Raw genomic sequence first — 25,790 nt, 5'->3', positions numbered from 1 at the left:
CTCAGCCGGCGCAGTCCACGCAGATCGGCAGGCCGTCCCGCTCCTCGGCGAAACGGCTGCGGTGATGGACGAGGAAGCAGTCGCCACAGGTGAACTCATTGTCCTGCTCGGGAACCACACGCACGGTGAGTTCCTCTCCGGAGAGATCCGCACCGGGGAGTTCGTAGGACTCGGCGGTATCCGTCTCGTCCACGTCGACCTCGCCGGTGGCACCCTCCGCCCTGCGGGCCTTGAGTTCCTCCAGCGAATCACCGGCCAGCTCATCAGCTTCGGTCCGGCGGGGTGCGTCGTAGTCGGTTGCCATGAGTCTCTTCTCTAGCGGTCTGGTGACGAGGGTGGGCGGTTCGATCGTTGACCGACCGGCGCACGCATATTAACGGAAACCAGCAGGGATTTCATCCGAGCGGCCGGACTGTGTCCCCGCCGGGTTCGGGAAAGCCCGGCGATTACAGTGACCACAGGGACCCGAACAGGGTTCTCGCACCGCGACACCTGCAGGAAGGACCCTCATGGTCGTCCACCTCAGCGCCCAGGCGACCCCCAGTCCGACCCCCACTCGGGGGATGGGTCGTATGCGCAGCCCCTACATCTTGTTCGTGGTGGCCGCGGTCATCCTCGGCGGCCTGGTATGGGCCTCCGCCCTCCGGGGCAGCGACGCCGCCACGCAGGCCGCGGCGTGCCCCGTGACGCCCGCGGCGGAGGAGGCGGGCCTGCGCGCACAACCCGCGAGCGCCCTCGACTCGGTCGAGCCGGCCCTGCTGTCGGACACGAGCGTGCGCGTTCTCAACGCGAACGGCCAGAGCGGGCAGGCCGGGGCTGTCGCCGCACAGCTGGCCGAACGCGGCTTCCAGCCGGCGGAGACCGACGCGACCGGTAACGACCCCGTCTACGCGCAGGATCTCGAGTGCCACGGACAGATCCGCTACGGCGAGGCGGGGCGGGCGAACGCGCGGTCGCTCTCGCTGGCGGCGCCCTGCATGCAGCTGGTGTCCGACGGTCGTGAGGACGGTTCCGTCGACCTGGTGCTGGGGACGATCTTCTCGAGATTGTCCGACTCACCGGCCGCCGTGGGGTCGCTCGACGAGTTGAAGGTGGGTCGCCAGCCGATCTCCACCGAGTTGGACGCGGCGCGCGAGGTCAGCTGCTGACCGGGCCCTCGATCGCCTCGAGCGACTCGAGCGCTGCCAGGAACTCGCGTGCGACACCGGGTGCGGCCGCGGTCGTGGGCACCCCGTCGTCGTGGGACACCGCCACCACCGCACCGGCCTCGGCGGCGATCAACGCACCGGCGGCGTGGTCCCACGGTTTGAGACAGCGCTCGTAGTACGCGTCGATGCGGCCGGCGGCGAGCATGCACAGGTCCAGCGCCGCGGATCCGCAGCGTCGGATGTCACGGATCCGTGGGAGCAGTCCTGCGAGCACCCGCCCCTGTTCGGCGCGGACGTCCGAGTCGTAGCCGAACCCGGTCCCGACGAGCGCCAGCGACAACTCGTCACACCCCGACGCCGTGAGGGCCGTGTCCGTCCCGTCGACGGCCCGGAGGCTCGCCCCGCGGCCGAGGCCCGCGGTCCAGGTCTCACGAGTGACGATGTTGTGCACGGCCCCCGCGAGGACCACCCCGTCGACCTCCGCCGCCACGGAGACGGCGGTGAAGGGGATCCCGTAGAGGAGGTTGACGGTCCCGTCGACCGGGTCGACCACCCAGCGGACGACTCCGGCACCCGCGGCGGCCTCAGCCTCGCCGCCCTCCTCCCCCAACACCCGGTCCCCGGGCCTGGCGGCGGCCACCTCCGAACGAAGGTGCTCCTCCACGATGGTGTCGATGACGGTCACCGGGTCGGTCGCCGAACTCTTGGTGCGGGGCGCCAGGCCCGTCGTGGCGAACTGCTCCAGCATCCGCCGGGCCACGTCACCGCCCGAGACCGCGAGACCGCGGGCGAACTCCCTCAACTCGTCGATCGAATCCGTGCCCGCGACTCCCGCGCCACTCTCGACCGTGTCCCGTGCCATGTCGGCTCCCCTCGTCGTCGTCCCCGAATGAACCGGTCACACGGGGGTACCGGACAGATACCCTGACGAACGGGTGCTCGTCGCCCCCATCGTGCCCCCTCGGCCCGATGACCTCCAACCACCAGCCGCGTCCGACGCGGCCCGTCGTACGGGAGCTCCAGATGCCCACCCCCACCCCTGCCGAACGCACCCAAGCTCCGGACTCCCGGACCGGGTTCGGTGTCGACGTCGGCGGCACCGGCATCAAGGTCGGGGTGGTCGACCTCGGGAGCGGAGAGCTCGTCGGCGACCGGCTGACACGGGAGACCCCGTCTCCGGCCACGCCCGACGCGATCGCCGAGGTGATCCGCGAGATGGTCGACCACTCCGGATGGGACGGCCCGGTGGGGGTGGCACTTCCGAGCGTCATCCACGACGGGGTGGCGCGGATCGCCCACAACATCGACGCCTCCTGGATCGGTTGTGACGTGGTCGAGCTGTTCGGGAAGCACCTGCCGGGACGCCCGGTGGTGCTGCTCAACGACGCCGACGCCGCGGGGCTCACCGAGGTCCACTACGGCGCCGGCGAGGGCATCGACGGCCTGGTGATCCTGCTGACCTTCGGCACCGGGATCGGGTCGGCGCTTCTCCTCGACGGCCGACTCATCCCCAACACCGAGTTCGGACACCTCGTCGTCGAGGACATCACCGGACGCGGCTTCGACGAGGCCGAACACCTCGCCTCCGCGGCGATCCGTGGCCGGGACGGGCTGACCTTCGAGCAGTGGGCGCCCCACGTGTCCAACGTGCTCCGCTCCCTGGAGGACCTGCTCTGGCCCCGCGCATTCGTGCTGGGAGGCGGGGTCAGCGAGGTCGCGGACGAGTGGTTCCCCCTGCTGGAGAACCGCACCCCGGTCCGCGCCGCCGTCCGCCGTGGCGACGCCGGGATCATCGGTGCCGCGCTGTACGCGGCCGGGCACGCGGGCCTGGTGGACCTGGATTCGACGCTGTCCCCGGACAGCTATTGACCGGTCGGCATCGCCGCCTGATGCGACCCCCGGGCGCGATCCTCGTTACAATGGCTCAGGCCGGGATCAGCTACCGGCCGGGGACGGGCCCGGTACCGCAAGGCGGACGGCTCCAGTGTCAGCAGACGATGCGGCATCGATCCTCGTTTCCCATCGATTTACCGGTTGTGAAGGGGCGTTTGTGGCAGCCACGAAGACCACCAGTTCGGATTCCGCGATGAGCGGCGATCCGTCGGACACCGAGGTCACGGGCGAGGCCCCCGCCAAGAAGACCGCGGCGCGCACGACGCCGGCGAAGAAGGCCGCTCCCGCCAAGACGGCGGCGAAGAAGACCGCTGCGAAGAAGACGGCGGCCAAGAAGACCGCCGCCAAGAAGACGGCGAAGGCGGCCGCTCCGGGAGATCCCGCCGTCACGGACGGTGCCCCGGCCGACGAGGCGCCCGTCGAGGCCCTCGACGTCGAGCCGGACACCGCCGAGCTCGAGGAGGTCGAGGTCGACGACGTCGACGACGCGGAGGCCGACGACGAGACCAAGGAAGGGCCCACCGCCAAGGACAAGGCGTCGGGTGACTTCGTCTGGGACGAGGACGAGTCGGAGGCACTGCGGCAGGCCCGCAAGGACGCCGAGCTCACCGCGTCGGCCGACTCGGTCCGCGCCTACCTCAAGCAGATCGGCAAGGTCGCCCTCCTCAACGCCGAGGAGGAGGTCGAGCTGGCCAAGCGCATCGAGGCCGGCCTCTACGCCACCTGGTTCCAGGCTCAGGTCATCGAGCGCGGGGAGAAACTCACCACCGCGCAGAAGCGCGACTACCGCTGGATCGAGCGGGACGGTGTCCGCGCCAAGAACCACCTGTTGGAGGCCAATCTCAGACTGGTGGTGTCGCTGGCCAAGCGGTACACCGGCCGCGGCATGGCGTTCCTGGATCTCATCCAGGAGGGCAACCTCGGTCTGATCCGCGCGGTCGAGAAGTTCGACTACACCAAGGGCTACAAGTTCTCCACGTACGCGACCTGGTGGATCCGCCAGGCCATCACCCGCGCGATGGCCGACCAGGCCCGCACCATCCGTATCCCGGTGCACATGGTCGAGGTCATCAACAAGCTCGGTCGCATCCAGCGCGAGCTGCTCCAGGACCTGGGCCGCGAGCCCACCCCGGAGGAGCTGGCCAAGGAGATGGACATCACCCCGGAGAAGGTGCTGGAGATCCAGCAGTACGCCCGGGAGCCCATCTCGCTCGATCAGACCATCGGTGACGAGGGCGACTCCCAGCTCGGCGACTTCATCGAGGACTCCGAGGCCGTCGTCGCCGTTGACGCGGTGAGCTTCACCCTCCTGCAGGACCAGCTCCGCTCGGTCCTCGACACGCTCTCCGAGCGCGAGGCCGGCGTGGTCCGGCTACGCTTCGGCCTCACCGACGGCCTCCCGCGGACACTCGACGAGATCGGTCAGGTGTACGGCGTCACGCGCGAGCGGATCCGCCAGATCGAGTCCAAGACCATGTCCAAGCTGCGGCACCCCTCCCGTTCCCAGGTGCTGCGGGACTACCTGGACTGATATCCCGCTGTAGAACGCACCCGGGCCCCGTCGTGATCGACGGGGCCCGGTCTCGTGTACGGACCGGGGCGGCCGCCGCCACCCGATCTCACCAGCTGCGCAGCAGCGAGATGCGTTCCCGGATCTGGTCGGCCGAGGCCATGGGGACCGGCGGGCCACCGCAGGAGTTGCGCAGCTGTGTGTGGATCGCCCCGTGGGACTTGCCGAGCCGTCCCGAGTAGACGGATACCAGCGTGTTGAGCTGACGGCGGAGATCCTTGAGCTCGGCGGCCGAGGCCACGCGATCGGCCGCGGCACCCGCGTGTGCGCCGGGGCCGGCGGCGTTCCCGGGGAGGGTGGTGCCGGAGATGGTCGGGTCCGTTCCCACGCCCACCACCGCCACGGCCCCGGGTGCGGAGGACGCCTCGCCGGAGGTCCTCCTGATCTGCTCCTTCTCCCGCTGGCGCAGGAGGGCCTTGACATCGTCCGCGCCGAGGAGCCCGGGAAGCCCGATGTAGTCGGCTTCCTCCTCGCTCCCGGAGAACGTGGCCGTCCCGTACGAGGACCCCTCGTAGACGATCTGGTCGAGCTCGGCGTCGGCGCCGAGGGAGATGTAGCCCTTGTCCTCGTCGTCGGCGTCGGGCTCGTCCTGTTGCTGGTTGGCCTGGGCCAGCAACTCGTCCTCGAGCCCGTCCTCACGGTGCGGCTTGCCCAGGACGTGATCTCGCTGGGCCTCCATCTGCGAGGCCAGCTGCAGCAGGACCGGAACCGAGGGCAGGAACACCGATGCGGTCTCCCCCGGCCTACGCGACCGGACGAAGCGGCCGATGGCCTGCGCGAAGTACAGGGGGGTCGACGCGCTGGTGGCGTAGACGCCCACACTCAGCCGCGGCACGTCCACGCCCTCGGAGACCATGCGGACCGCGACCATCCACTCGTCCGTCGAGGCGGAGAAGGTGCCGATCCGGCTCGAGGCGGTGGGGTCGTCGGAGAGGACGACGACGGGGGCGCGCCCGGTGATCTCCGTGAGCAGAGCCGCGTACTCGCGGGCACGTTCCTGATCGGTGGCGATCACCAGACCGGCGGCATCGGGTACCCCACCGGCCCTGATCTGGCGGAGCCGGGTGTGGGCCGCCTGGAGGACCGCCGGCATCCAGTCGCCGTGGGGGTCGAGCGCCACCCGCCAGGCGCGGGAGTTCTGGTCCGCACTGAGCGGCTCACCGAGCCGGGCCGAGAACTCCTCGCCGGCGTTGGTGCGCCACCGCGCCTCGCCCGAATAGGCCAGGAACACCACGGGCCGGACGACCCCGTCGGCCAGCGCGTCGGCGTACCCGTAGGAGTGGTCGGCCCTGGAACGCTGGTGGCCCTGGCCGTCGGGTTCGTAGGTGACGAACGGGATCGGGCTGTCGTCGGACCGGAACGGCGTCCCGGTCAGCGAGAGCCGGCGCTCGGCGTCGTCGAACGCCTCGCGGATGCCGTCGCCCCAGCTCTTGGCGTCACCACCGTGGTGTATCTCGTCGAGGATCACCAACGTGCGGCGGGACGCCGTGCGTTCGCGGTGTTTGAAGGGGTGGGAGGCGACCTGTGCGTAGGTGACGACCACGCCGTGGTACTCCGGTGCGAGCGCACCCGAGGAGTTGGAGTACTCGGGGTCCAGTGCGATGCCGGCCCGCGCCGCGGCCTCCGCCCACTGGAACTTGAGGTGTTCGGTGGGGGCCACCACGGTGATCGAGTCGACCGTCCGGTCCGCGAGGAGCTCGGTGGCCACACGCAGACCGAACGTCGTCTTTCCGGCGCCCGGGGTCGCGACCGCGAGGAAGTCCTTGGGACGGGCCATGAGGTACTTGCGCAGCGCGGTCCGCTGCCAGGCGCGCAGCGGCGCACCCCCGGCCGCCGGGGACGTGGGGTCAGCGGTCTGTTCCTCGGTGCCCGGGACCGCTCCGGGTTCACTCACCAGGCTTCAGGGTCTCGTAGACGCGCTTGCACTCGGGGCAGACGGGGGAACCGGGCTTGGCGGACCGGGTGACCGGGAAGACCTCGCCGCAGAGGGCGATCACGTAGGAGCCCATGACCGCGCTCTCGGCGATCTTGCTCTTGTCCACGTAGTGGAAGAACTTGGGCGCGTCGTCCTGCGTCTCCTCGGTCGTGGTGACCTCGGGGCGCTCTAGTGTCTTGGTCCGGGTGGTGCTCACCTCTCCATGATGCCGCACCCGGGCGCCGGGGCGCCAACGCCGGAGTACCTTGGGGCCATGGCACCCGACTCGCGCCGTAAGCGGTCCAAGGATCGGGACGGCACCACCGGTCCCGTTCTCATCACCGCCGCCCGGGAGTCGTACCGGGACGAGCTCTCGGCGCGGAAGAGGCGATACTTCCTCCTGATGTCCATCCGCATCCCGGCGTTGCTCCTGGCGGCGGGTTCCCTCGCGCTGTGGAACAACCCGTGGATCGCCCTCGCGATCGTCGCGGGGTCCATCCCGATCCCCTGGATCGCGGTGATCAGTGCCAACGACAGACCGCCGTTGCCCAAGGGCGAGGCCCGTCGGTACACGGCGGGGGCCCTGTCCAACGAGACCCCCCTCGTGTTGCCGCCGGGTCTCGCGGGCGGACCGGCCCACCGGCCCGACGAGAGTGATCCCGCACCGTGACCCTGACCGTCCCGACCCTCCCCCTACTGGCACCGGCCCTGGCGGAGGCGTTCCGCGGACACGGCTACACGGTGTCCGGCCTGGAGGACGCACTGGGTCCGGAGGCGGTCGCGGCCCTCGCCCGGTCCGACGCGGCGTCCGTCCGCAGGCGTGCCCGGTCCGCGGGGCCGACCGGGGTGTTGGTGCGGCTGTTCATCCTCGGGGATGCGCTCACCGAGTCCGATGTCACGGCGGTGCTGCCCGGCGTCGCCGTCGCCGACGGCATCACCGCCGGGCTGTGGGCGCGGCCGGAAGGGCCGGCGGGGACGCTGCGCGCGCTGGTCGATCTGCGTCCGGTGGACACCGGTCACGGCAACCGGTGGGTCTTCGCGGACATCGACGGGTCGATGGTCCACGCCACCACGGGGCCGGATCACGTCCTGGGGGTCGGTCAGGCCACGCTGTCCCTCCTGCGGATCACCCCCACCTCCCCCGTGGATTCGGTTCTCGACCTCGGGACGGGGTGCGGCATCCAACTCGTGCACGCCCTGGCGACCGCGGGGGCGGCCACCGGCACCGACATCTCACCGCGAGGCCTGCACCTGGCGGCCGCCACCCTCGCCGTCAACGGGGTGGACGCGGAGTTGCTCGCGGGCCCCTGGTTCGATCCCGTGGCCCACCGTCGGTTCGACAGGATCGTCGCCAACCCGCCGTTCGTGGTGGGCCCCTCCGAACCCGGCCACTCGTACCGGGAGTCGGGGCTGGCGCTGGACGGGGCCAGCCGCACGGTCGTGTCCGGGGCTCCCGAGCACCTGGCGGAGAACGGCACCGCGGTCATCCTGGCGTCCTGGGTCGAGCGACGGGACACGGACTGGCGGTCCCGCGTGGCGTCGTGGATCCCCGCCGAGGGCGTGGAGGCCTGGGTACTCCGCCGCGACACCTCCGATCCGGAGCTCTACGTGTGGACGTGGCTCACCGACGAGGGGATGGACCCGAGGGAGGAATCCACCGCCCTCGCCGCGGACGCCTGGCTCGACCACTTCGAGAACGAGAGCGTCGACGGGATCGGGTTCGGGTACGTCTACCTCAGGCGCATCGACGGCGCCTCGTCGGTGCTGTGCGAGGACCTCACCCACCCCTTCGAGGGCGGGCTCGGGGACGAGGCCGAGGCCTACTTCGCGCGCACCGCGTGGCTGAGAGCGGCCGCGGATCGCCACGGCGGGCAGGCGCAGGCCCTGGACGCGACGGTGTTCACGGTCTCCCCGGACGTCCACCTCCACGTCTCCGAGTCCCTGGCACCGGCCGGAGGCGATCCGGGTGACCACCGGTCCGGGTCCGCCGGACCTGCCGGCTCGGTGGTCGTCGAGCGGGTCACCGGCGCGCGCTGGCGCCACGAGATCGACCCGCTGATCGCCACCATCCTGCGGGGGGCACGCACGGGCGCGCTGCCGCTGGAGGACCTCGTGGTCCTCGCCGCCGCGGGTGCGGGTGAGGATCCCGAGACCCTGGCGGAGCCCGTCCGCAGGGCCGTCGCCGATCTGCTCGTCCACGGGTTCGTCGTCCCGGCCGGGGTGCCCGACGTGCTCCCTCCCGGGGTTCTCGCCGCCGTGCCCGCCGTGCCCGCCGACGGCGGGGCGGTCGGATGAGGGCGGTCGGATGAGGGCGGTGGTCTCCCGCGTCACCGAGGCGTCGGTCACCGTGGGCGACGAGGTGGTGGGGGCACTCCCCGGGGCCGGACTGCTGGTGCTTCTCGGGGTCTCGACGGACGACGACGAGGCGGACATCACCACGATGGTCCGCAAGATCTCGGAACTGCGGATCCTGCGCGACGAGAAGAGCGCGATCGACATCGGTGCGCCCGTGCTCGTCGTGAGTCAGTTCACCCTCATGGGATCCACGGCCAAGGGACGCCGACCGTCCTGGGCCCGCGCGGCCCCCGGAGCCCGGGCGGAGACGGTGGTGGACACGGTGGTCGACGGACTCCGCGCGCGGGGACTCGAGGTGTCCACCGGCGCTTTCGGCAAGATGATGCAGGTCAGCTCCGTGAACGACGGTCCGTTCACCGTCATCGTGGAGACCGCGGGCTCCCGCTGACCGTGACGGACGTCATGAGACCGGGAACATTCCCGGCACGCCCGCCGTTGTAGCAGTACGTGACCGTGACCCGGACACGCGCCCGATCCGTCCACCAGCTACCGACCGCCGGCTCTGATCCCCTGGGCCAGGCAGGAGGAGGAGACATGACGTCAGCCACCACCCGATCGGACCGTCGGACGGAGGCGGATTCGGATGGCCAGAGCCCCAGTGCGGACCTCGTCCGCGTCTACCTCAACGGGATCGGCAAGACCGCTCTGCTCAACGCGGCGGACGAGGTCGAACTGTCCAAGCGTATCGAGGCCGGCCTGTACGCCAGGCATCTCCTGGCCACCAAGAAGCGCATGGGTCCCACCAAGAAGGCCGACCTCAAGGCGATCGTCGCGGAGGGCGAGGCCGCCCGCGCCCACCTGCTCGAGGCCAACCTGCGCCTGGTGGTCTCGCTGGCCAAGCGCTACACGGGTCGCGGAATGCCCCTGCTGGACCTCATCCAGGAGGGCAACCTCGGCCTGATCAGGGCCATGGAGAAGTTCGACTACGCCAAGGGGTTCAAGTTCTCCACCTACGCGACGTGGTGGATCCGTCAGGCGATCACCCGGGGGATGGCCGACCAGTCGCGCACCATCAGGCTCCCGGTCCATCTGGTGGAGCAGGTCAACAAGCTGGCGCGCATCAAGCGTGAGCTGCACCAGCAGCTCGGTCGCGAGGCCTCGCTCGACGAGCTCGCGGAGGAGTCGGGGATCCCCGCGCACAAGATCGAGGAGCTCCTCGACCATTCGCGCGATCCGGTGAGCCTGGACATGCCGGTCGGCGCGGACGAGGAGGCGCCGCTCGGTGACTTCATCGAGGACGCCGAGGCCACGAGCGCCGAGAACACGGTTGTGACCAACGTCATGCATTCCGACGTCCGGGCGGTGCTGGCCACGCTCGAGGAGCGCGAGCAGCAGGTCATCACCCTGCGGTTCGGGCTCGACGACGGCCAGCCGCGCACCCTCGACCAGATCGGCAAGAGGTTCGGCCTCTCGCGTGAGCGCGTCCGTCAGATCGAGCGGGAGGTCATGGCGAAACTCCGCGAGGGGCGCCGCGCCGACAAGCTCCGCTCCTACGCCAGCTGAGACCGGGTCCGGGCCCGGCGGACGCACGAGGAAGCCCCGGCCCCCATGACGTGGGGGCCGGGACTTTCCCGTGTCGACGGGCCGGGTGGCGGATCGTCCTAGCGCAGCCGCCGCGGCCCCTCGTCGCCACTGAATCGCGGCGGCGGACCCAGATGGACCTGGGCATACAGCACGGACACCCCGTCCGGAGCGGCGAGCGCGGGGTCCACGGACAGGCGCCGGAGCTCGGGGACGTCCTCCACCAGACACGACATCCGGCCCATGAGCTCCACCAGGGCGTCGCGATCGGCCGGGGTGTCCCCCGCGTACCCGTCGAGGATCGGCGCCGCCCGCGGTCGGTCGAGCAGTGAACGGGCCTCGGACGGCGAGATCGGCAGGGTACTGAACGCCCGGTCCGCCAGGAGGTCCGAGAGCATCCCGGACAGTCCGAAGGAGATCAGCGAGCCGAAGATCGGGTGGTCGGCCACCCGGATGGTCACGGCGACGCCCTTGGTGGCCATCTTCTGGACGTGGAGTGACCGCGAACCCGTGGTCGCCTGCAGGTTGTCGAACGCGTGACGGACCGTCGCCTCGTCGGTCAGGTCCAGCCGGACCCCGGACTGGTCACTGCGGGTGCGCCACTTCTCCCCCATCGCCTTGACCGCCACCGGATAGCCCAGTTCCTCGGCTGCCATGACGGCCTGGTCGACGTCGGCCGCGACGCGGTAGTCCACGATCCCGACCCCGTAGCACTCCAGGAGGCTCCGGACCTGTCCCTGGGTGAGTTCGAACGATTCGCTCCCTGCGTGAAAGTGGCACAGCGAGTCGACGAGGTCTCGTGCGCGGGCACGGTCGATGTCGTCGAATTCCGCCGGTTCCTCCGCGGGCCGGTCCAACCACTCCGCGTAGCGGCGCGCGCGTACCAGCGCCGACACCGCACGTTCCGGATACGGGTACGAGGGGATGGAACCCCGCGAGGCCACCCCGGACTCGTCGGTGACGGTGAGTCCCTCGGGCAACCCCTCCCCCGCGAGGAAGGTACTCACCACCGGCTTGGAACTGCCCGCCGCCGCGGCCCGGATGGCCTCGGCGTAGGCGTCGGGCTCGGTGGCGACGGGTGGGACGAAGACCGTGAGGACCGAGTCCACCTCGTCCCGGGCCACGACGTCGGCGATGGCGGCCCGGAAGTCCTCGGGCAACGCACCGGCTCCCAGGTCCACCGAATGCGCCACGGTGAATCCCTGCTGTCGCGCGGAATCGCCACCGAGTCGGCCGACGGCGGTCGAGTTCCCGACGATCGCCAGCCGACCGCCCTCCGGCAGCGGCTGGTACGCGAGGAGCGTCGCGGTGTCGAACATGTCGGTGATGGAGTCCACCTGGATGAGCCCGGAGTCGCGGAACAGACCGCGGATGGCGGACGCGGTGAGTCCCTGCACTCCCGATTCCAGGTCGTCGGCAGCCCGGCGGACCACGACCACCGGTTTGTTGCGGGAGACCCTGCGGGCGATCCGGGAGAACTTGCGCGCGTTTCCGAAACTCTCCAGGTAGAGCAGGACCACCTCCGTGCCGGTGTCCGTGTCCCAGTACTGCAGTAGGTCGTTACCGGAGACGTCGGCCCGGTTCCCCGCTGAGACGAAGGTGGACAGCCCCAGCCCGCGGCGTGCCGCGGCCGCGAGGATGGTGATGCCGAGGGCACCGGACTGGCAGAAGAACCCCGCCCGCCCTGGTCCCGGGACCACCTCGGCGAGGGTGGCGTTGAGCTGGACCTCGGCGGCGGTGTTGATCACCCCGAGCGCGTTGGGGCCCACCACCCGCATCCCGTGGGCCCGGGCCTCGCTCACCAGTCGGCGTTCGGACACCACGCCCGCACTACCGACGTCGGAGAAACCGGCCGAGATCACCACCAGGGTCGACACCCCCTTGGACAGGCAGTCGTCGAGCACCTCGGACATGGACGCGGCCGGGACCGCCACCACGGCGAGGTCCACCGGGTCGGGGATGTCGCGCACGCTGGCGTAGGCGCGCACCGATTGCACCGAGGTGGCGTCGGAGTTGACCGGGTACACCGGGCCGGAGAACCCGTTGCCGATGAGGTTGCGCAGGACGGTGTGGCCGATCTTGCCGACCTGGTCCGAGGCACCGATGACGGCGACCGAACCGGGGGTCAGGACCCTGGCCAGGCTCCGGGCCTCGGCGGCCGTCTCGCGGGCGTTGCGGACGTTGGTCAACGCCTCGGTGGGGTCGATCGCGAACTCCAGGTGCAGGGTCGATCCGTCGAACGAGCGCGAGATCTCGTACCCGGCCCGACGGAACACCTGGATCATCGACCGGTTCTCCGACAACACCTCCGCCTCGAAGTGGTCGATCCCGCACTCGGCCGCCGAACCAGCGAGGTGCTCGAGGAAGATCGACCCCAGCCCCCGGCCCTGGTGTTGGTCCGAGATCGTGAAGGCCACCTCGGCGAACGTGGAGTCGGGCAGGCGTTCGTAGATGGCCATCCCGATGATCTCCGCGCCCAGTTCGGCGACGAACGCCATCCGGTCGCGATAGTCGACGTTGGTCATCCGCTGCAGTTCCTTGGCCGACAGGATGTCGTGGGAACCGAAATAGCGCAGGTAGCGGGTCCGCTCCGACAGGCTGGAGTGGAAGCGCGAGATCTTGTCGGAGTCGTTGGGCAGGACCGGCCGGATCCGTACGGCACGGCCGTCGGAACCCAGCACGTCGGCCGCCCATTCGTGCGGGTAGCCCTCCGGATAGTCGTCCACCGCCGTGTCGGTGGAGGCGTGCTCGGGCGGGTCGACGCCGGGGGGGTCGCCGTCGGTCGTTCCGTCGCCGGGGTTGGCCATCATGGTCCTCCAAGTGACAACAGTCGAGGTGGTGGGTGCCCGCTACGCGCGGACGGCGTGGTCAGTCACGGGGATCGTCCGGATCGAGCCCGAGAAGTGGGTAGACGGAGCGGCGGGTGTCGAGGATCGACTGGTCCAGTCGTGCCAGTGTCCTGTCCATCTCTGCTCCCCGATCCGCGCCGGCGGGCTCCCACGGCGTGTATCCGGCTTCGCTGCCGTCGCTCATCGTCTGGGGGACCCGGTCCGGGACGGTGAACCGGGTGGCCATCGCCTTCCACTCTTCCGGCACCGGGGTCGCCGGATCGACCGGGACCCCGAGGACCGCCGCGATGAGGTGGGTCCATGAACGCGGGACCACACGGACCAGCTCATATCCCCCACCTCCGATGGCGATGATGCGCCCCTCGCAGAGTTCGTCCGCCAGCGCGATCACCTCGAGATAGGACCTGCGGTGCCCGTCGACGGTGAGGGACAGGTCTGCCAACGGGTCCTCACGGTGGGAGTCGCAGCCCGCCTGCATGACGATGATCTGCGGCTCGAACGCGCGCAGCGCCCCGGGCACCACGGCGTGGAAACCGCGCAGCCAGAGTTCGTCGGTGACCGCCGGCAGGAAGGCCAGATTGACCGCGGTCCCCTCGGCCCGGCCCACACCGGTCTCCGAGGCCCACCCCGTGGACGGCCAGAGCGTCGCGGGGTGCTGGTGCAGCGACATGGTCAGGACCCGCGGATCCTCGTAGAACGCGGTCTGGACACCGTCACCGTGGTGGACGTCGATGTCGACGTAGGCGATGCGGTCGTACCCGTTGTCGAGCAACCAGCTGATGGCCACCGCCGCGTCGTTGTACACACAGAACCCGGCAGCCGCGGCGGGCATGGCGTGGTGCATCCCCCCTGCCACGGACACCGCGCGGGTCGCGGCCCCGCTCGCGATCGCCCGGGCCGCCGCCAGGGTCCCGCCCGCCACCGCGGCGCTCGCCTCGTGCATCCCGGGGAACGTCGGGTTGTCCGCCGTGCCGAGCCCGTGGCTCATCCCGACGTGCTCCCCCGGTGGCAGGTCCCCGGCCGCCTTGACGGCGTCGATGTAGCGGGAGGTGTGGACGCGGAGCAGTTCCTCGTCGGTCGCGGATCCGGGGTCCATCATCTCCACGCCCCGGACGACGCCCAGCTCGGTGGCCAGGGACATGGTCAGGTCGAGTCTGCGCGGACTCATCGGATGATCGGCGGAGTGCCGGTAGTCCATCAGCGACGGACTCCACACGACCGCCGCGTCGACGCCGTCCCGGATACCGGCCATTTCCCCACGTCCTCCCGTCGCGCCGGGGGTCCTCCCGGCTCTCCACACCCGGTGCTGTCCCGGTGAGGTGCGTCCCACGAATCTACGCGGCGGGGCCGGGCCCGGCCCGGCGATTGCGCGCTCCCCACCCCGGTTCGATGCCCGACGGTAGTCTCGACCGGGAACCCGGCTGGCACCGTCATCCACCGGGAGCGATTACCTGCGACGATCCGACGTGGAGGAGTCAGCGTGAAAGACCTGGTGGACACCACCGAGATGTACCTCCGCACCATCTATGAGCTCGAGGAGGAGGGCGTGATCCCGCTGCGGGCCAGGATCGCGGAGCGACTCGAGCAGAGTGGCCCGACCGTGAGCCAGACCGTCGCCCGGATGGAGCGGGACGGACTCGTGCACGTCGCGCCCGACCGGCATCTGCAGCTCACCCCCACGGGCCGCGAACTGGCCGTGGACGTGATGCGCAAGCACCGGCTGGCCGAGCGACTACTCGTCGACGTCATCGGTCTGGAGCTGGAGAAGGTGCACGCCGAGGCGTGCCGCTGGGAGCACGTGATGAGTGACGACGTGGAGCGTCGGCTCATCGAGGTCCTCGACGATCCCAGGACGTCGCCGTACGGCAATCCCATCCCCGGTCTCGACCGGATCGGCTACACGTCCGCGGCCGCCGACGAGACCACCTTCACCCGTCTGTCGGCGCTCGACACCGACACCCCGCACAGTGTCCGGATCCGGGCGATCGGCGAGAACGTCCAGATCGACACCGAGCTCATCTCCGAACTCCGCGCCGCCGGGGTGGAACCGCTCAAGACCGTCACCGCGACCCGCCGGGGCCACCTCGTCGAACTCGACTCCGGCGACGGGCACACGGTGGAGCTCGACGGTGACCACGCACACGCGATCCAGGTCGAGATCCTCCGGTGAAGCTGCTCGTCACCGGCGGGGCGGGGTACGTCGGGGGGGTCTGCGCGACGGTCCTGGTCGAGCGTGGACACGAGGTGGTCGTGCTGGACGATCTCTCCACCGGGAACCGGGCCGGTGTTCCCACCGGAGCGGCGTTCGTGGAGGGGGACGTCGCCGCCCTTGCCGCAGACGTCCTGGACCCGTCCTTCGACGGCGTCCTGCACTTCGCCGCGCGCTCCCTCGTGGGCGAATCCGTCGACAAACCCGGCGAGTACTGGCAGGGCAACGTCGTCACCTCGCTGGCCCTGCTCGACGCGATGCTCGCCGCCGACGTGACCAACCTCGTCTTCTCCTCCACCGCGGCGACCTACGGTGAGCCGGATGAGGTCCCGATCACCGAGGACATGCCCACACGGCCCACCAACACCTACGGCGCCACCAAGCTCGCGATCGACCACGCCATCAGCTCGTACGCGGCCGCCCACGGGCTCGCCGCGACCAGCCTGCGCTACTTCAACGTGGCCGGCGCGCACGGCGACGCGGGTGAGAACCGAGTGGTCGAGACGCACCTCATCCCGCTGGTACTCCAGGTGGCCCTGGGGCACCGCGCGGACATCAAGGTCTTCGGTGACGACTGGCCCACCCCGGACGGGACGTGTGTCCGCGACTACATCCACGTGGCCGACCTCGCCGACGCCCACCTGCTGGCCCTGGAATCCAACGCCCCGGGCGTCCACCGCGTACTCAACCTGGGCAGTGGCGAGGGCTTCTCGGTCCGCGAGGTCATCGACGTGTGCCGCGAGGTCACCGGTCACCCCATCCCGGAGGTGGTTGCCCCGCGCCGGGCCGGCGATCCCGCGGTCCTCGTCGCCTCCAGCGAGAAGGCCGTCACCGACCTGGGATGGGCCCCCACCCGCACCGATCTGCGGACGATCGTGGAGGACGCATGGGCGTTCACCTCGGCACTCGGCGATCGGGCGCATTCCGCCCCGCGGTAGTCGAGCGGGAGTGTCGACGTCAGGCGGCGGCGACCCGACGGAGCCGTTCGGGTGCGAGACCGTGTTCGAGTCCGTGGAGCAGGAGCCGCGCGAGCGAGTTGGCGGGGTCCGCTGTCAGGGCCGCCTCGAGGGCCGACCGGGCATGGACCCCGCCGCCGGCGAAGTACGCGGCGGCTCCCAACAACACGAGCGCCACGGAGCGTTCGCGTCCGGGTCTGCGACGCGCCAGCGACCACCACAGCAGGCGGCGACCGTCCGCGCTGCACAGCCCCTGTAGTGCGAGACGTCGGTAGACCTCGTCCCGCACCGCGACGTCCAGCAGGGACCGACCGATCTCGGCCAGCTCGTCGTCGTCGATCCCCTCTCCCGCCTCCAGTCGCCCGGCGGCGTCGTCGTGGGTAGCCACCGCCCGTTCCACCGCGCAGGACCCCTCGAGCCGGACCGGCCGCTTTCCGTGCGGGTCGACCTCACAGGCCTCGGGGTCCCTGGCCCGGTAGAGCTGGTCGATCTCCTCCCGCGATCCGGCCCGGACGCGTCCGTCGTAGGCGTGCACTGCCGCGATCTCCGTGCAGTCCGGGTCCAGCTGGACACCCCGGACCATCCCGAACAGATCGACCCAGGGCGCGCCCTCCGCGAACTCGCCGACCCCGTAGGCGGCGATCACCCGCGTCCCCGCCGAATCCAGCCAGTACTCGAACGCCGCGGCGGCATCCTCCGCGCGCAGACCGGCGGAGAAACCGTCCGCGCAGTCCTCGTGGACCACCACCAGGTGGACCTGTGACACCCCCTCACGTGAGCAGAACAGGGCCAGACCGCGAGCCGGCCCCTCCCCGATCATGGTGGCCGGTCGACCACCGACCCGGCCCCACCCACCTCGGCCCCGGGCATCCGGGTCCCGGTCGTCCCGGTCGTCCCGGTCGTCCCGGTCGTCCCGGTGGTCGTCGAACCCGTCAGGCCCGACGACACCGTCGGTGAACAGCCCCGACCCGTCGAGCAGCCCGTCCACGTCCATCCGCACGACCGGCCCCTGGCCACCGTCAGCGGTCCGTCCGCACATCACCACCACCGATCCGGGACCCGGCGGGAAACCCAGCATCGCCGGGATCGAGGCGATGAGTTCCTCCGGAGAGGAGATCACCACCGTCTCCCTCTCGCCCATCCGGTCGCCATCGCCCCGTCCGTTCGCCGTCATCGCCATCCGCCTGTCCCGTCGTCACGCGGCCGCCCCCTCGTCGCGGCAGCGGTCCGCGGGTGCCGGTGCACCTGACCAACCTTCGGACACACCCCGGCCGCCGAACGCCCGGGAACGACGGTCCGGACGGTCCTCTGTGGAGCGGCGTGGGGCCGTGGGGAATCATCAGCGGGCCGCTGTCGTTGGCAATGAGAAGAAACCCCGTCCCGGGCGGACGATCAACTCGATCCCGACCGTCGGACGCGGGGTATTGCGACGAGAGGAGTCGACATGGCCAGGCACAGCGATCTGTACCGACTGATCGAGCCCGTCCCCGATCTGCGTTCCGAGTCCGGTGAGGGGCCGGTCCTCGTTCATGCGCTGGAGGGCTTCTCCGATGCCGGCCAGGCGATCCAGGGCGTCACAGAACATCTCAAGGAACACCTGGACTCCCAGCTCATCGTGGAGTTCGACGTGGACGAGTTCGTGGACTACCGCTCACGACGGCCGCAGTTGCGCTACTCCTTCGACCACTTCGCCGGCTACTCGGAGCCGACTATCCAGATGCACGCGGTCAAGGACTCCGACGGGACGTCGTTCCTCCTGCTCTCCGGGCTAGAGCCGGACCTGCGGTGGGACGGGTTCACCGAGTCCGTGATCGACCTCGCCGGTTCGTTCGGGGCCCGGATGTCCATCGGCCTCGGTGCCATCCCGCTGGGCGTGCCCCACACCCGGGCCACCCAGGCGAGCGCCCACGCGAGTGACGTCGAGCTCATCCGTGGCTTCACCGCCTGGCCCGGCGAGTTCTCCGTGCCCGGGAACGTCAGTGCACTGCTGGAGCTGCGGATGGCCGAGCACGGGATCCCCTCCGCGGGCTTCACCGTCCACGTCCCGCAGTACCTGTCGCAGACCACGTACCCCGCAGCGGTCCTCAACCTGGTGGGCAACATCGCCCAGATCTCCGAACTCGAGTTGCCGACCGGCGAGCTCGAGACGGCGGCCCGGGACTTCACCGACCAGGTCACCGCGCAGATCGCCGACAACCCGGAGATCCGGAACGCCGTGGAGTTGATGGAGAAGCAGTACGACGAGTTCATGGAGACCCGCCACGGTTCCGATTCGCTCAATCCCGGTGGCACACCCCTGCCGTCCGGTGACGAGATCGGCGCCGAGTTCGAGCGCTTCCTCGCCGAGCAGACCGGCGAGGACGAGTCGGACGCCCACTAGCACCGCCGGGCCCGCCCGGCCGGGCGGCTAGGCTCGGTCAGGTGCATCTGCCCGAACTGCTCGCCGACCTCGATGACGTCCCCTCCGATCTACTCGACGACGCTGTCTTCGACGCGTTCGTGGCGTGGACGGCCGACCAGGGTCTGACGCTCTACCCGGCGCAGGAGGAGGCGGTTCTCGAGGTGGCGGCGGGCAGCCACGTCGTCCTGGCCACCCCGACGGGTTCGGGCAAGTCCCTCGTCGCGTTGGGCGCGCACTTCTCCGCGATGGCCCGGGGCGTCCGCAGCTACTACACGGCGCCGATCAAGGCGCTCGTCAGCGAGAAGTTCTTCGCCCTGTGCACGGTGTTCGGTGCGGAGAACGTGGGGATGCTCACCGGCGACGCGGCGGTCAACGCCGACGCACCGATCATCTGTGCCACCGCCGAGATCGTGGCCAACATCGCCCTCCGGGAGGGAGCCGACGCGGATATCGGCCAGGTGGTGATGGACGAGTTCCACTACTACTCCGAGCCGGACCGCGGTTGGGCGTGGCAGGTCCCGCTCATCGAGTTGCCCGACACCCAGTTCCTGCTGATGTCGGCCACGCTCGGCGACGTGGACTGGCTGCTCGAGGATCTGCGCGAACGCACCGGTCGCCCGTGCGCCCTCGTGGGGGGCACTGATCGGCCGGTCCCCCTGACGTACGACTACGTGGTCAGTGGCATCCACGAGACGGTCGAACTCCTGCTCCGCGACGACAAGGCCCCCGTCTACATCGTCCACTTCACCCAGGCCTCGGCTCTCGAACAGGCGCAGGCCCTGACCTCGCTGGCGGTGTCCGGCAAGGACCGCAAGGCGGCGATAGCCGACGAGATCGGCGGCTTCCGGTTCACGACCGCCTTCGGGCGCAGCCTGCGCAAGTTGCTGATGCATGGCATCGGGGTCCACCACGCCGGCATGCTCCCCAAGTACCGTCGGCTCGTCGAGCGGCTCGCCCAGGACGGCCTGCTCACCGTCATCTGCGGAACCGACACCCTCGGGGTCGGCATCAACGTGCCCATCCGGACGGTGTTGTTCACGGGACTGACCAAGTTCGACGGGCGCCGCCAGCGCGTTCTCAAGGCACGGGAGTTCCACCAGATCGCCGGCCGGGCGGGGCGCGCCGGATTCGACACCGAGGGCCTGGTCGTGGTGCTCGCCCCCGAGCACGAGGTGGAGAACTCCAAGGCCGCGGCCAAGGTGGCCGCCAACCCCAAGAAGAAGGGCAAGGTGGCCAAGAAGAAGCCGCCGGAGGGGTTCGTCAACTGGTCCCGGTCGACGTTCGACAAGCTCGTCGGCGCGCAACCCGAGCAACTGACCAGTCGCTTCGAGGTGAGCAACGCGATGCTGCTCAACATGATCTCGCGCCCCGGGAGTTGCTACGCCCACATGCGACACCTGCTGCTGTCCTCGCACGAGACCCGGGCCCGCACCCGCCAGCACGTGCTGCGCTCGATAGAGCTCTTCCGCGGTCTCGAGACGGCGGGCATCGTCGAGAGGATGACCGAACCCGACGACGACGGGCGGCACGTCCGACTGACGGTCGACCTGCAGCGGGATTTCGCGCTGAACCAGCCCCTCGCCCCGTTCGCGATCGCGGCGATGGAGGTCCTGGACCCCGACTCCCCCACCCCGGCCCTGGACCTGGTCTCGGTGATCGAATCCGTTCTCGACGATCCCCGCCCGATCCTGTACGCGCAGCAACGCGCGGCCCGGGGTGAGGCGATCGGGGCTCTCAAAGCCGACGGCGTGGAGTACTCCGAACGGATGGAGCTCGTCGAGGAGATCTCGTGGCCCACACCCCTCGCGGACCTCATCGCCGACGCCTACGACGCCTACCGCGCCGGGCACCCGTGGGTCACCGGGATCGAGCCCTCCCCGAAGTCGGTCATCCGGGAGATGGTCGAGCGGGGTATGACCTTCTCCGATCTGGTCTCGGCGTACGGGCTCAGCAGGTCCGAGGGGTCCGTGCTGCGCTATCTGACCGACGCCTACCGCGCACTGCGGCAAACGGTCCCGGCCGACCTGCGGACGGAGGAGTTCGACGACCTGGTCGAGTGGCTCGGGGAGCTCGTCCGCCAGGTCGACTCGAGCCTGTTGGACGAGTGGGAGCTGCTCACCGACCCGGACGTCTCCCCGGACCAGGTTGCCGAACTCGCCTTCGGTCAGTCGGCCGGCACCACACGGCCCGTCACCGCCAACCGGCGGGCGTTCCGGGTGATGGTGCGCAACGCGATGTTCCGTCGGGTGGAACTGCTGTCCAGGGATGACATCGCTCGCCTCGGGGAACTCGACGCCGACGTCCCCGACCACCCAGACTGGGACACGGAGATCGACGCGTACTGGGACGAGTACGACGCGATCGGGACAGGCCCGGCCGCACGTGGGCCGGCGCTCTTCACGATCACCGAATCGGGTGACGGGGTGGAATCGGGGACGTGGCGGGTCCGGCAGGTCCTGGACGATCCGGATTCGGACCACGGGTGGGCTGTCGAGGGCGTGGTGGATCTGGGCGCCAGCGACGAGGCGGGAGAGGTCCGTTTCGCCTCCCTCGCCCTCGTCGGGTGACCTCACCGGGAGGCTGAACCGGACCGGCGATCCGGGGTCCGTACGATGACCGACGAACATCGACCCGACCCCTGGAGGACACCCGTGACCCCCCGCACCCTGTACCTGAGGCTCGCATTCGCGGAGGTGGTCACCTGGACCCTGTTGATCCTGGGCATGGTCGGCAAGTACGCGTTCGGGTACGACTGGGCCACCACCGTCGGTGGCAGCATCCACGGTTTCGTGTTCCTGTGCTACGGCGCGGCAACGGTGGCGGTGTGGACGGACAAGCGGTGGTCGCCGGGGATCGGCGTCCTGGGCCTGGCGTCCGCGGTGATCCCCTATGCCACGGTCCCGTTCGAGCGCTCCGTCGACCGCCGCGGGCTCCTCGACCGGCGGTGGCGGCTCGGTCCGGGTGGCGAGCAGCCCCACTCCTTCCCCGAGCGCGTCCTGGCCTTCGCACTACGGTCCCCGGTCGTCGCGCTCATCGTGACCCTCATCGTGGTGGCGGCGGTGTTCTCACTGCTCCTGGTGGCGGGCAAGCCCACCGAGTGGTTCTCGTGACACTCGACCGGGAACCGGGGCGCCGCGAGCTGAACAAGGCGGACAAGCAGCGTCGGATCCTGGCCGCCGCCCGTGATCTGTTCTCCCGGGAAGGGTATTCATCGGTCACCACGCAGGAGGTGGCCGACCTGGCGGAGGTCGGCACGGGGACGCTGTTCCGCTACGCCCGGTCGAAGGGCGAGCTGCTGTGCATGGTCGCCAACGAGGAGTTCCGGGCCATGGTCGACACCGTTCCGGATTCCGGGGACCCGGTCACCGATCTCGTCACCCTGTGCGACCCTCTGTTCTCCGCGTTGGAGAGACAACCGGAGAACATCGCGGCCTACCACCGCGAGACACTGTTCGGGGAACCGGGCCCACACAGGGCGGAGGCGCAACGCATCCTCGGTGAGCTCCGCGGGATCATCGGCGTCATCCTCGCCCGGCATTCGGGACGGCCTGCCGGTGCGACGGACCTCGACAGCCCCGCGCAGACGGTCTTCGACGTCCTCTACATGAGCATCGTGCGTTCGGGTGTCGAACGGTCCCGCGGCGGCGACCACCGAGCTGATCTCCGGGAACACGTCGCTCGCGTCCTCTACGGTGCGCTGCCCGGTCTCGCGACCACGGACGGTGCCGGCTGAGGGCCGGTTCCACCACCCCACTGACGCGCCCACCACCGGCCCGGGTGAAACTGAACATCATGACGACCGACGGCCACGCTCCCGACGCCCGCCCGATCAAGGACGCCTCCACCGTCATGGTGATCCGTGACGCCGACCGGGGGCCGGAGGTGTTCGTCGCCCGCCGCGTCCGGGGGATGGCGTTCGCCGGGGGTATGACGGTGTTCCCCGGCGGCGGGGTCGACGCCTCCGACGACGATCCGGACCTCGCCTGGACCGGCCCCGCCCCCGAGTGGTGGGCCGGGAAGTTCGCGTGCGACGTACCCCGTGCCCGGCGGCTGGTCTGCGCGGCCGCGAGAGAGACCTTCGAGGAGTGCGGGGTCCTCCTGGCCGACCACCTCGACGGCTCTCCCGTCGCCGCCGCCGGTCGATACCATTCGAGTCGCGAGGACCTCGAGCGGCATCGGCTGACCTTCGGTCGGTTCCTCTCCGAGGAGGGGCTCTCGCTCGCGGCGGGCCGTCTCCGCCCCTACGACCACTGGATCACCCCCTCCGTGGAACCGCGCAGGTATGACACCCGCTTCTTCCTGGCCGCGCTCCCCGAGGGACAGGAACCCGACGACCTCACGACCGAGGTGGATCTGACCATGTGGGCACGCCCCGTCGATCTCCTCGACGACTTCCGGTCGGGGCGGTCGATGCTCCTGCCCCCGACGTGGACCCAACTCCGGGTCCTGGCGCAGTTCTCCGACGTCGGCTCCGCTCTGGCGGCCGAGCGCGAGATCTCCCCCGTCGAGCCGGAGATCATCGAGCACCGGGGCGGGGTGCGGGTGGGTTTCGACGGCTCCGATGAGTACTGGTCCGACTATCAGGCCGGGCACGCGTCGGCGGAGAGCTGATCGACCCGGTCGTACATCTCGAACTCCTCACGGGCTCGGCTGGTCGGTGGTTGACTGCCTTGCATGCCGGAGTTCGAATTCGACGTGGACGCGTCGATCGCAGCCGGGTGGGACCGCTTCGCGGCACGCCTGGCCGAGCTCCTGCGTGACCTGGTCCCGGGGGCGACGTTCGATCTGGCCGTACCCGTCCTCGGCGCCCCGTCCACCCGAACCCCGTACGTTCGGTTCACGGCCGTCGAGGCCGACCGCATCCACGCCGAGGTGTCCGGCGGCGGATCCGAAGACTCCCCGGCACCCCTGGGGTCAGCCCAACTCGAGCAACTCGTCGCACTGGGCTGGCGCCTGCGGGTCCCCGCGGCGGGGGCCCCCGGTGCCAGCGTCACCCTGCCCACCGACCGGTCCTCGGAGGCCGCTCACCTGGTCGCGGGAACGATGGAGCGGGTGTTCGGGATCCCCCATCCGGTCTTCCTGCACGACGTGGCCGATCCCGGCGAGGAGGCCGGCGCAGGGTCCGGCGACCCCGTCCCCGCCGACGCCGACTTCCGTTCGCAGCCCATCACGAGCCCGGACCAGGCGACCCTGGCCCTGTCCTCCGCACTCTCGGAGGTCTACGCCCGGCGCATCACGCCCGACGAGCACGACGTGTTCACCGTTCCCGCCGGATGCGTCCTGCTCTTCGTCCGCGCACACCGGTCACTCCCCCTCGTCGTGTTCCGGAGCCCACTGGTCTCCTCCGTCGAGGACGTCGCGGCCGCGGAGACCGAGGTGGCGATCCTCAACCGGGACTCCCTGTGGTGCCGGTACGTCTTCGACGGTACGACGATCTCCGCCGAGGCCGAACTCGTGGACCGGGTGTTCGTCCCGGTCAACTTCAAGATCCAGCTGGCCGAGATCTCGGCCGAGCTCGACGACGTCTACTCGGATCTCGCGCGGCGGGTCGCGGGCAGGCGCTGGCGCGACCTGCGCGCCGCCGATGACCCAGGAGCGGGTGAGCAGTAAGATCTACGACCGTGCCGGGACGAGCCCGGCACGATGCCTCGTCCCAGGAGCGCCTACATGCGTCGCGCCGCCCTCGCTGCCGTGATCGTGGCCGCCACCGCGTCCGCACCCGCCTGCTCACCGGCGTCACTGTTCTCCGGCGACGACACCACGGGCGTCCCCGTCCCGACGGCCCAACCGTCCGGGCCCCTGCCGTCGTCGCAGCAGTTCGATCGACCGTTCCCCGTGGCCGGCGAGGACTGGGTCGCCACGGTGACCCTGTCCAACCTGCGGATCGTGCCCTCGACCACGTACTCGGATGCGGTGGTGGCCGTCGACGTCCGCGCGGTGCAGGCGTCCGGTCGGCCGGCGCTCGGCCCCGGGGACATCTCTGCATTCGACCCGTCGGGGCGACCGTTCGAGCAGATCGGGAACCCAGCCGGGATCGTCGAGGATCCGCTGGTTCCTTCGGTACTGGATTACCCCGGTGAGGAGATCCGGGGCATGGTCGCGTGGACGATGCCCCGGGGTCAGCGCATCGGCCGGGTCGACCTGGTGGCACCGGGGACGATCGGCTCGATCACCGTGACCCGCCAACCGGCCGATCCGACGCTCTCCTAGACCTGCTCTCCCAGGCCTGCTCTTCTAGACCTCCGCCGGATCCCGACCCTCGAGATAGGTCCAGCGGCCGCCCCTGCGCTCGAACACCGACCGTTCCCGCATGACCGACGGCCCCTCGGCCCCGATGAAGCGGGCCTCGAACTCCACGATCCCGGTCTGATCGTCCACCCCGCCGGCCACCACGTCCAGGACTGTCAGGCCTGTCCACTCCACGTCGCCGACGTCCACGCGGGCGGGCCTGGTCCGCGGGTGCCACGTCCGCCAGAGGTGGTCCCCCCGACCGAGTACGAAGGCGGTGTACCGCGACCTCATGAGGTGCTCGGCGGTCTCGGCCGGGACTCCGTCCTCCACCACCGGCCCGCAGCACGCCGGAAGCGCACGCCGACTCCCACACGGGCATCCGGTCATCTCGGGCAGCCTCTCGTCCCCACAGGTCGGCGACCACGTTACCCACGGTCCGCCGAATCGACCTATCCTTATCACAGACATGTCCGAATTCCGCGCACTGCGCCTCCGCTCCCGCCGACCGGCCGACCCGGACCTCGCTCCACTCCGCGTCCGCTCGTGCCGGGACCTGTGCGAATGGAACCGGACCCCGGTGGAGCGCCGCGGCGAGCCTATGTTCGCCTGCCGCGGGTGCGGATCCCAGTGGGTCCCGAGCGAGCAGTGGACCCCCCGCGACAGCAACGGAGCGGTCCCCCCGGAAGTGCTGGACATCGTCGCAGCCGACCCGTGAACGCCACCGGGGCGGTTATAGGCTGAA

General features: G+C 70.4%; 25 protein-coding genes. 17 read left to right on the top strand and 8 right to left on the bottom strand.

What is annotated here, in order from left to right; translation table 11 throughout:
- Window position 1: 1 nt before the first annotated feature.
- Window positions 2-304, bottom strand: coding sequence for a DUF4193 domain-containing protein (locus NJE57_RS00345; RefSeq protein WP_179525218.1), 303 nt, complete (start codon window positions 302-304; stop codon window positions 2-4).
- 268 nt (window positions 305-572) lie between these two features.
- Here NJE57_RS00345 and cei point away from each other — a divergent pair, with 268 nt between their 5' ends.
- The gene (gene cei, locus NJE57_RS00340; RefSeq protein WP_319026390.1) at window positions 573-1,148 is read left to right on the top strand and encodes an envelope integrity protein Cei; all 576 of its coding nucleotides are present in this window, start codon (window positions 573-575) and stop codon (window positions 1,146-1,148) included.
- On the opposite strand, the gene NJE57_RS00335 is transcribed toward cei, so the two are convergent.
- The gene (locus tag NJE57_RS00335) at window positions 1,138-2,010 is read right to left on the bottom strand and encodes an inositol monophosphatase family protein (RefSeq protein WP_319026389.1); all 873 of its coding nucleotides are present in this window, start codon (window positions 2,008-2,010) and stop codon (window positions 1,138-1,140) included. The genes cei and NJE57_RS00335 overlap by 11 nt on opposite strands.
- A 161-nt stretch (window positions 2,011-2,171) precedes the next feature.
- Here NJE57_RS00335 and ppgK point away from each other — a divergent pair, with 161 nt between their 5' ends.
- Window positions 2,172-3,017: a polyphosphate--glucose phosphotransferase gene (ppgK, locus tag NJE57_RS00330; RefSeq protein ID WP_319027026.1), complete on the top strand. Its 846-nt coding sequence runs from the start codon at window positions 2,172-2,174 to the stop codon at window positions 3,015-3,017.
- Window positions 3,018-3,198: 181 nt separating this feature from the next.
- Entirely contained in the window at window positions 3,199-4,572 is a 1,374-nt protein-coding gene (locus tag NJE57_RS00325; RefSeq protein ID WP_319026388.1) for an RNA polymerase sigma factor, read from the top strand.
- A gap of 88 nt (window positions 4,573-4,660) precedes the next feature.
- On the opposite strand, the gene NJE57_RS00320 is transcribed toward NJE57_RS00325, so the two are convergent.
- Together NJE57_RS00320 and NJE57_RS00315 are read right to left on the bottom strand one after the other, a co-directional pair.
- A complete protein-coding gene (locus NJE57_RS00320) occupies window positions 4,661-6,508 on the bottom strand; it encodes a DEAD/DEAH box helicase (protein ID WP_413464345.1) in 1,848 nt (615 codons plus the stop codon).
- A complete protein-coding gene (locus tag NJE57_RS00315) occupies window positions 6,498-6,743 on the bottom strand; it encodes a DUF3039 domain-containing protein (protein ID WP_017837712.1) in 246 nt (81 codons plus the stop codon). The genes NJE57_RS00320 and NJE57_RS00315 overlap by 11 nt, the downstream gene beginning before the upstream one ends.
- Window positions 6,744-6,800: 57 nt before the next feature.
- Here NJE57_RS00315 and NJE57_RS00310 point away from each other — a divergent pair, with 57 nt between their 5' ends.
- The 4 genes from NJE57_RS00310 to NJE57_RS00295 all read left to right on the top strand — a co-directional run bounded on the left by NJE57_RS00310 (window position 6,801) and on the right by NJE57_RS00295 (window position 10,384).
- Window positions 6,801-7,196 carry a DUF3099 domain-containing protein gene (locus tag NJE57_RS00310; protein WP_319026387.1) on the top strand — a complete coding sequence of 132 codons (396 nt, stop codon included), beginning with the start codon at window positions 6,801-6,803 and terminating at the stop codon, window positions 7,194-7,196.
- Entirely contained in the window at window positions 7,193-8,821 is a 1,629-nt protein-coding gene (locus NJE57_RS00305) for a methyltransferase (protein WP_319026386.1), read from the top strand. Before NJE57_RS00310 ends, NJE57_RS00305 begins: the two co-directional genes overlap by 4 nt.
- A gap of 10 nt (window positions 8,822-8,831) precedes the next feature.
- On the top strand, window positions 8,832-9,269 hold the full coding sequence (gene dtd / locus NJE57_RS00300) for a D-aminoacyl-tRNA deacylase (RefSeq protein ID WP_319026385.1): 438 nt from the start codon (window positions 8,832-8,834) through the stop codon (window positions 9,267-9,269).
- A 146-nt stretch (window positions 9,270-9,415) separates the two neighbouring features.
- The gene (locus NJE57_RS00295) at window positions 9,416-10,384 is read left to right on the top strand and encodes a sigma-70 family RNA polymerase sigma factor (RefSeq protein WP_319026384.1); all 969 of its coding nucleotides are present in this window, start codon (window positions 9,416-9,418) and stop codon (window positions 10,382-10,384) included.
- A 98-nt stretch (window positions 10,385-10,482) separates the two neighbouring features.
- Here the strand turns inward: NJE57_RS00295 and NJE57_RS00290 are convergent, their stop codons facing one another.
- Both NJE57_RS00290 and NJE57_RS00285 read right to left on the bottom strand, forming a co-directional pair.
- Window positions 10,483-13,209, bottom strand: a complete 2,727-nt coding sequence (locus tag NJE57_RS00290) for a GNAT family N-acetyltransferase (protein WP_319027024.1) — start codon at window positions 13,207-13,209, stop codon at window positions 10,483-10,485.
- Between the two features lie 61 nt (window positions 13,210-13,270).
- Window positions 13,271-14,503 (bottom strand): acetoin utilization protein AcuC, encoded by a 1,233-nt coding sequence (locus NJE57_RS00285; RefSeq protein ID WP_319026383.1) that lies wholly within the window; start codon window positions 14,501-14,503, stop codon window positions 13,271-13,273.
- A 228-nt stretch (window positions 14,504-14,731) separates the two neighbouring features.
- On the opposite strand from NJE57_RS00285, the gene NJE57_RS00280 reads away from it, so the two are divergent.
- A complete protein-coding gene (locus NJE57_RS00280; protein WP_319026382.1) occupies window positions 14,732-15,421 on the top strand; it encodes a metal-dependent transcriptional regulator in 690 nt (229 codons plus the stop codon).
- The gene (galE, locus tag NJE57_RS00275) at window positions 15,418-16,398 is read left to right on the top strand and encodes a UDP-glucose 4-epimerase GalE (protein ID WP_319026381.1); all 981 of its coding nucleotides are present in this window, start codon (window positions 15,418-15,420) and stop codon (window positions 16,396-16,398) included. Before NJE57_RS00280 ends, galE begins: the two co-directional genes overlap by 4 nt.
- 19 nt (window positions 16,399-16,417) lie before the next feature.
- Here galE and NJE57_RS00270 read toward each other — a convergent pair whose 3' ends face one another.
- Entirely contained in the window at window positions 16,418-17,590 is a 1,173-nt protein-coding gene (locus NJE57_RS00270) for a DUF4192 domain-containing protein (protein WP_319026380.1), read from the bottom strand.
- A gap of 270 nt (window positions 17,591-17,860) precedes the next feature.
- Here NJE57_RS00270 and NJE57_RS00265 point away from each other — a divergent pair, with 270 nt between their 5' ends.
- From NJE57_RS00265 to NJE57_RS00235, 7 genes are all read left to right on the top strand, one after another.
- Entirely contained in the window at window positions 17,861-18,796 is a 936-nt protein-coding gene (locus NJE57_RS00265) for a PAC2 family protein (protein WP_319026379.1), read from the top strand.
- A gap of 41 nt (window positions 18,797-18,837) precedes the next feature.
- On the top strand, window positions 18,838-21,384 hold the full coding sequence (locus NJE57_RS00260; protein WP_319026378.1) for a DEAD/DEAH box helicase: 2,547 nt from the start codon (window positions 18,838-18,840) through the stop codon (window positions 21,382-21,384).
- 84 nt (window positions 21,385-21,468) lie between these two features.
- Entirely contained in the window at window positions 21,469-21,927 is a 459-nt protein-coding gene (locus NJE57_RS00255) for a DUF3817 domain-containing protein (protein WP_319026377.1), read from the top strand.
- A complete protein-coding gene (locus NJE57_RS00250) occupies window positions 21,924-22,550 on the top strand; it encodes a TetR/AcrR family transcriptional regulator (protein ID WP_319026376.1) in 627 nt (208 codons plus the stop codon). Before NJE57_RS00255 ends, NJE57_RS00250 begins: the two co-directional genes overlap by 4 nt.
- Before the next feature lie 59 nt (window positions 22,551-22,609).
- The gene (locus NJE57_RS00245; RefSeq protein ID WP_319026375.1) at window positions 22,610-23,428 is read left to right on the top strand and encodes an NUDIX hydrolase; all 819 of its coding nucleotides are present in this window, start codon (window positions 22,610-22,612) and stop codon (window positions 23,426-23,428) included.
- A 63-nt stretch (window positions 23,429-23,491) separates the two neighbouring features.
- Entirely contained in the window at window positions 23,492-24,427 is a 936-nt protein-coding gene (locus NJE57_RS00240; protein ID WP_319026374.1) for a TY-Chap domain-containing protein, read from the top strand.
- Window positions 24,428-24,484: 57 nt separating this feature from the next.
- A complete protein-coding gene (locus NJE57_RS00235; protein WP_319026373.1) occupies window positions 24,485-25,027 on the top strand; it encodes a hypothetical protein in 543 nt (180 codons plus the stop codon).
- 24 nt (window positions 25,028-25,051) lie between these two features.
- Here the strand turns inward: NJE57_RS00235 and NJE57_RS00230 are convergent, their stop codons facing one another.
- Window positions 25,052-25,378, bottom strand: coding sequence for a YchJ family protein (locus NJE57_RS00230; RefSeq protein WP_319026372.1), 327 nt, complete (start codon window positions 25,376-25,378; stop codon window positions 25,052-25,054).
- A 136-nt stretch (window positions 25,379-25,514) separates the two neighbouring features.
- On the opposite strand from NJE57_RS00230, the gene NJE57_RS00225 reads away from it, so the two are divergent.
- Window positions 25,515-25,763, top strand: a complete 249-nt coding sequence (locus NJE57_RS00225; protein ID WP_319026371.1) for a hypothetical protein — start codon at window positions 25,515-25,517, stop codon at window positions 25,761-25,763.
- The last annotated feature ends 27 nt before the right edge of the window (window positions 25,764-25,790 follow it).

Origin of the sequence: Dietzia sp. PP-33, assembly GCF_033790845.1 — a bacterium.
In the GTDB taxonomy this organism is placed as follows: Bacteria; Actinomycetota; Actinomycetes; order Mycobacteriales; family Mycobacteriaceae; genus Dietzia.
Note: the sequence above shows the minus strand (reverse complement) of the source record. Positions and strands in the feature narration are given on the sequence as shown.

Coding starts and splice junctions, on each gene's coding strand:
- NJE57_RS00285 (WP_319026383.1), bottom strand. CDS start 14,503: ATGGCCGGTATCCGGGACGGCGTCGACGCGGCGGTCGTGTGGAGTCCG.
- NJE57_RS00335 (WP_319026389.1), bottom strand. CDS start 2,010: ATGGCACGGGACACGGTCGAGAGTGGCGCGGGAGTCGCGGGCACGGAT.
- NJE57_RS00270 (WP_319026380.1), bottom strand. CDS start 17,590: ATGACGGCGAACGGACGGGGCGATGGCGACCGGATGGGCGAGAGGGAG.
- dtd (WP_319026385.1), top strand. CDS start 8,832: ATGAGGGCGGTGGTCTCCCGCGTCACCGAGGCGTCGGTCACCGTGGGC.
- NJE57_RS00310 (WP_319026387.1), top strand. CDS start 6,801: ATGGCACCCGACTCGCGCCGTAAGCGGTCCAAGGATCGGGACGGCACC.
- NJE57_RS00265 (WP_319026379.1), top strand. CDS start 17,861: ATGGCCAGGCACAGCGATCTGTACCGACTGATCGAGCCCGTCCCCGAT.
- NJE57_RS00290 (WP_319027024.1), bottom strand. CDS start 13,209: ATGGCCAACCCCGGCGACGGAACGACCGACGGCGACCCCCCCGGCGTC.
- NJE57_RS00240 (WP_319026374.1), top strand. CDS start 23,492: ATGCCGGAGTTCGAATTCGACGTGGACGCGTCGATCGCAGCCGGGTGG.
- cei (WP_319026390.1), top strand. CDS start 573: ATGCGCAGCCCCTACATCTTGTTCGTGGTGGCCGCGGTCATCCTCGGC.
- NJE57_RS00295 (WP_319026384.1), top strand. CDS start 9,416: ATGACGTCAGCCACCACCCGATCGGACCGTCGGACGGAGGCGGATTCG.
- NJE57_RS00235 (WP_319026373.1), top strand. CDS start 24,485: ATGCGTCGCGCCGCCCTCGCTGCCGTGATCGTGGCCGCCACCGCGTCC.
- ppgK (WP_319027026.1), top strand. CDS start 2,172: ATGCCCACCCCCACCCCTGCCGAACGCACCCAAGCTCCGGACTCCCGG.
- NJE57_RS00345 (WP_179525218.1), bottom strand. CDS start 304: ATGGCAACCGACTACGACGCACCCCGCCGGACCGAAGCTGATGAGCTG.
- NJE57_RS00225 (WP_319026371.1), top strand. CDS start 25,515: ATGTCCGAATTCCGCGCACTGCGCCTCCGCTCCCGCCGACCGGCCGAC.
- NJE57_RS00245 (WP_319026375.1), top strand. CDS start 22,610: ATGACGACCGACGGCCACGCTCCCGACGCCCGCCCGATCAAGGACGCC.